6 protein-coding genes are annotated in these 3,176 nt (G+C 47.5%); 3 read left to right on the forward strand and 3 right to left on the reverse strand.

The features are described from left to right. Nucleotides 1-61: 61 nt before the first annotated feature. The 3 genes from RR842_RS13175 to RR842_RS13185 all read right to left on the reverse strand — a co-directional run bounded on the left by RR842_RS13175 (nucleotide 62) and on the right by RR842_RS13185 (nucleotide 945). Nucleotides 62-328 carry a hypothetical protein gene (locus RR842_RS13175; RefSeq protein WP_332730053.1) on the reverse strand — a complete coding sequence of 89 codons (267 nt, stop codon included), beginning with the start codon at nucleotides 326-328 and terminating at the stop codon, nucleotides 62-64. Nucleotides 329-442: 114 nt separating this feature from the next. Continuing rightward, entirely contained in the window at nucleotides 443-652 is a 210-nt protein-coding gene (locus tag RR842_RS13180) for a hypothetical protein (protein ID WP_332730054.1), read from the reverse strand. 71 nt (nucleotides 653-723) lie between these two features. Continuing rightward, on the reverse strand, nucleotides 724-945 hold the full coding sequence (locus tag RR842_RS13185) for a hypothetical protein (protein WP_332730055.1): 222 nt from the start codon (nucleotides 943-945) through the stop codon (nucleotides 724-726). A 116-nt stretch (nucleotides 946-1,061) separates the two neighbouring features. On the opposite strand from RR842_RS13185, the gene RR842_RS13190 reads away from it, so the two are divergent. From RR842_RS13190 to RR842_RS13200, 3 genes are all read left to right on the forward strand, one after another. Further along, a complete protein-coding gene (locus RR842_RS13190; RefSeq protein ID WP_332730056.1) occupies nucleotides 1,062-1,730 on the forward strand; it encodes an XRE family transcriptional regulator in 669 nt (222 codons plus the stop codon). Nucleotides 1,731-1,765: 35 nt separating this feature from the next. Beyond that, nucleotides 1,766-2,827, forward strand: a complete 1,062-nt coding sequence (locus RR842_RS13195; protein WP_332730057.1) for an Ltp family lipoprotein — start codon at nucleotides 1,766-1,768, stop codon at nucleotides 2,825-2,827. An 88-nt stretch (nucleotides 2,828-2,915) separates the two neighbouring features. After that, on the forward strand, nucleotides 2,916-3,176 hold a 261-nt coding region (locus RR842_RS13200; RefSeq protein WP_332730058.1), incomplete at its 3' end, for an Arm DNA-binding domain-containing protein.

Here is a 3,176-nt window from a genome sequence, read left to right on the forward strand (position 1 = left end):
GAATTCGCGCATACTTTCCACGGTGGGCGCGCTTTCTTTTTTACGTCGAACCCTCTTTTGTCTAGGCATTGATCCCCCGTCCAAACCACTCGTCAAACCACTCCGGCTTTATCATTCGCCCGCGCTTGCGACCAGGCGGAAGGAAAGTCTTAATCTTCCCTGCCGCTGCGTCTTCGCTTATCGTCGTGTAAGCAATCCCCGATGCTTGTTCAATCTCTCGCAGCTGGTACGCTCCCTTTGGCTTTAGCCCCGCAATTGCTGCCATTTCGGCGAATATAGGGGCTACCTTCGCCATTTCAGCAAACCCGCATGCATAAGTGTTTTCCATTGGTTCCTCCTTTCCGTCGTTTGCTTACATTCCCCACCTCGCACGTCATGGCCTGATGATGGCTCTGCGGTTGGCGGGTATGCGGTTGTGAAGGTGCAGCTTTCGGCTATCAGATCAAATAATGCGATCGACGATATCTATCGCCTCTCCAAGGCCCATAAACTTGCCTACGACGTATTCGTACCGCTCGCGCCTTTCGGCCCTCTCATGCGCTCCCTTTGCACTATTAAGCTCGTCGAGCGCCCTCGATTCGGCTGTAGCAGCGCGTGCGTGTGCCTGCCGCAGATGCAGTAGGATCGCTTCTAGCTTCTCTTGATCGGTCATTGCCTTCTCCTTTCCTAGCTTGCCTCGCTGGAATAGCTTGCTTTGCTTTGATATTACTTTTAATGCAATACTCAAGACAAAAAAATATCGTTCACGGCTTCGATGAGTATCTTTTTTGCGATATCCGACATCGAAGCATGAAGCGACACTAATTCTCCAAGTCTCCATGAACTTGGATTTCTTTCTCGTTCAGAAAGAGTTGGTGGCGTAAATTTGCAGATAGTGCAAGCTTTTTCAATATTAATGTCTGATGCCTTACGAGCAGCCTCGAACTTACTGCAAGTATCTTCCATTGATCCTCCCTTCGATGTTTTACAGATTATCATGATATTACATTAAATGCAATATATATTTCTTAAAGTTAATTTAGAAGATGTTAAAATACATTTTAAGAAAGGTGGTGATTAGCGTGGGTGTAGCTGAGAACATAGATGCTCTACTTGTCAAGTTTGATATTACCGCAGACAGTCTCGCCAGAATTGCGGAAGTGCAACCTCCTACAGTATCAAGATGGCGGCGAGGAGTAATGCCACGTGAAGAGCCTATAAAAAAGATCGCTGATTTCTTTAACCTCAAAAGAGATGACATAGTGTCGGATAGCTATGGACTCGCCGCAAAAGAGCACGGCACGATCCCTACGCTCCCACCGAATGCCATCATACCCACTGTCGTAGAAGATGCATATCTCCCTCTGCGCGGTAGGGTTCATGCAGGAAATGCACAAGAGCCCGATTCCATCGAGGGCGAGGTTATTGTTTCTAAAACACTCGCAAACCGCCACCCGAAAGGCTACTTCCTCGAAGTCGAGGGCGACTGCATGGATAAGGTATACCCAGAGGGGTGCCACGTACTAATCGACCCCGACAAAGAGCCACAGAACGGTTCTGTAGCGGTAGTAAGTATTGACAGCGCCGACTATGTAATGCGCAGGCTTCTGCGTACCTCTAGCACAATGGTTCTATCGCCCGAAAGCTTCAATGACGAGCATGAGGACGTAATCATAACAGCCGACAGCGGACACACGGTGGAACTGATCGGCACGGTAGTTTGGTTCCAGCCTAGTGAGGAAATGGAATAGAAGACCAGGATAAAGCTGTACGAAAGGAGAACGCGATGGAGACCACAGAGAACAACAATATAGAAGAGCAGCTATCTACACTAGAGGACTCGTCAACGATGACTCAGCCATCATCAACAGCTGGAGCAGTTGGAATAAAACAGAGATTTCCCATTTGGGCGAAAGTTGTTATTGCGTGCGTGTCAATAATTTGCGTTGCATTTATAGCGGTTCTGGGGCTTGGAACGTGGGCGATGTCAAATGGGTATGGTCAGACCGACAACGCAAAGGGCGAGCAGCAAGCTCAGGTTGTTGTGGCGCTTGATGAAACGATTCAAGTTGGATCAGTGTCTATGAGATACCCTTCTTCGTGGGAAGTTGTTACAAACAACGATCAGGGATTTCAGATAATTTCAGAAGACGGGGCGGCATCGGTTTTTATCCAGAAAATAGAAAAGAAAAACCCAGATAAAAAGTGGTTCAATGAGTTTGCTAAAGGAGTCTCAGAAACTTCTAGTAATATTCGAGACTATTCGCTGGATGGCTGCCTGGGCAAAAGGTTTAATTGTTCAATGGATGTTAACGGAATTGCGTACGATTCTGATTGCGTGGTTGTAGCGACCAAGAATGAAGTCGTTGCATGCATAGTTGGCGCAAAAGATACGCTCTACGACAACGTCTTGTCTGACATCGCTGCATCTTTAAGAGTTGTTGAGAGCGATGTGGAAAAGAAGCATGAGAGCACGGCTCCGAAAACAGAAATCACGCCTCCAAAAGTAGAAACGCCTGCACCAAAAGTGGAGACTCCGGCTCCTGCTGCACCCGCCGAAACTGCTGGCCAAAAGAATGCCGTAAAAAAGGCTAAGAGCTATATCAACGTTTCGGCATTTTCATATTCAGGTCTAATTGAGCAGCTTGAATATTCTAAATTTTCTACTGAAGATGCCACATACGGAGCAGACAATTGCGGAGCAAACTGGATGACTCAAGCAGAGAAGAAGGCTGCAAGTTATCTTGAAGTGTCGTCATTCTCACGAGACGGACTTATTGAACAACTTGTATATTCAGGTTTTACTGAGGAGCAAGCTGTACATGGGGCTGACTCGGTCGGATTGTAAATAGAAAGAAAGCCCCACGCATAAGGGCTGCAACCCTGCGTGAGGCTTAACATACAGTCCTCGTAAAAGGCTGTGAGGAGATTATAGCATGAGTAAAAAAGTACGCGGCGAAGGTACTATAGTTGCCCTCGAAGATAAGCCGCCCTCGAAATGCCGAAAATGGCAATTGCGCATTTCCGTTGGCTTCGACCCTGCAACCGGAAAATACAGGTCGCGCACCAAAAGGTTCACCGGAACGTATACTGAGGCGCAGCAGGAGCTTCGCGAGTTCACTGGTGCCGTTGAGGCTGGTAAATCATCAGCAAAGACAAAGTATACGGTGGGATCGTACATTGACGAGTTTATTGCG

The sequence above is a fragment of the Gordonibacter sp. genome, from assembly GCF_036667095.1.
Taxonomy (GTDB): Bacteria; Actinomycetota; Coriobacteriia; order Coriobacteriales; family Eggerthellaceae; genus Gordonibacter.

Bases quoted from the DNA above. Each gene is read 5' to 3' on its own strand.
- RR842_RS13195 (WP_332730057.1), top strand. From the start codon at position 1,766: ATGGAGACCACAGAGAACAACAATATAGAAGAGCAGCTATCTACACTA.
- RR842_RS13175 (WP_332730053.1), bottom strand. From the start codon at position 328: ATGGAAAACACTTATGCATGCGGGTTTGCTGAAATGGCGAAGGTAGCC.
- RR842_RS13185 (WP_332730055.1), bottom strand. From the start codon at position 945: ATGGAAGATACTTGCAGTAAGTTCGAGGCTGCTCGTAAGGCATCAGAC.
- RR842_RS13180 (WP_332730054.1), bottom strand. From the start codon at position 652: ATGACCGATCAAGAGAAGCTAGAAGCGATCCTACTGCATCTGCGGCAG.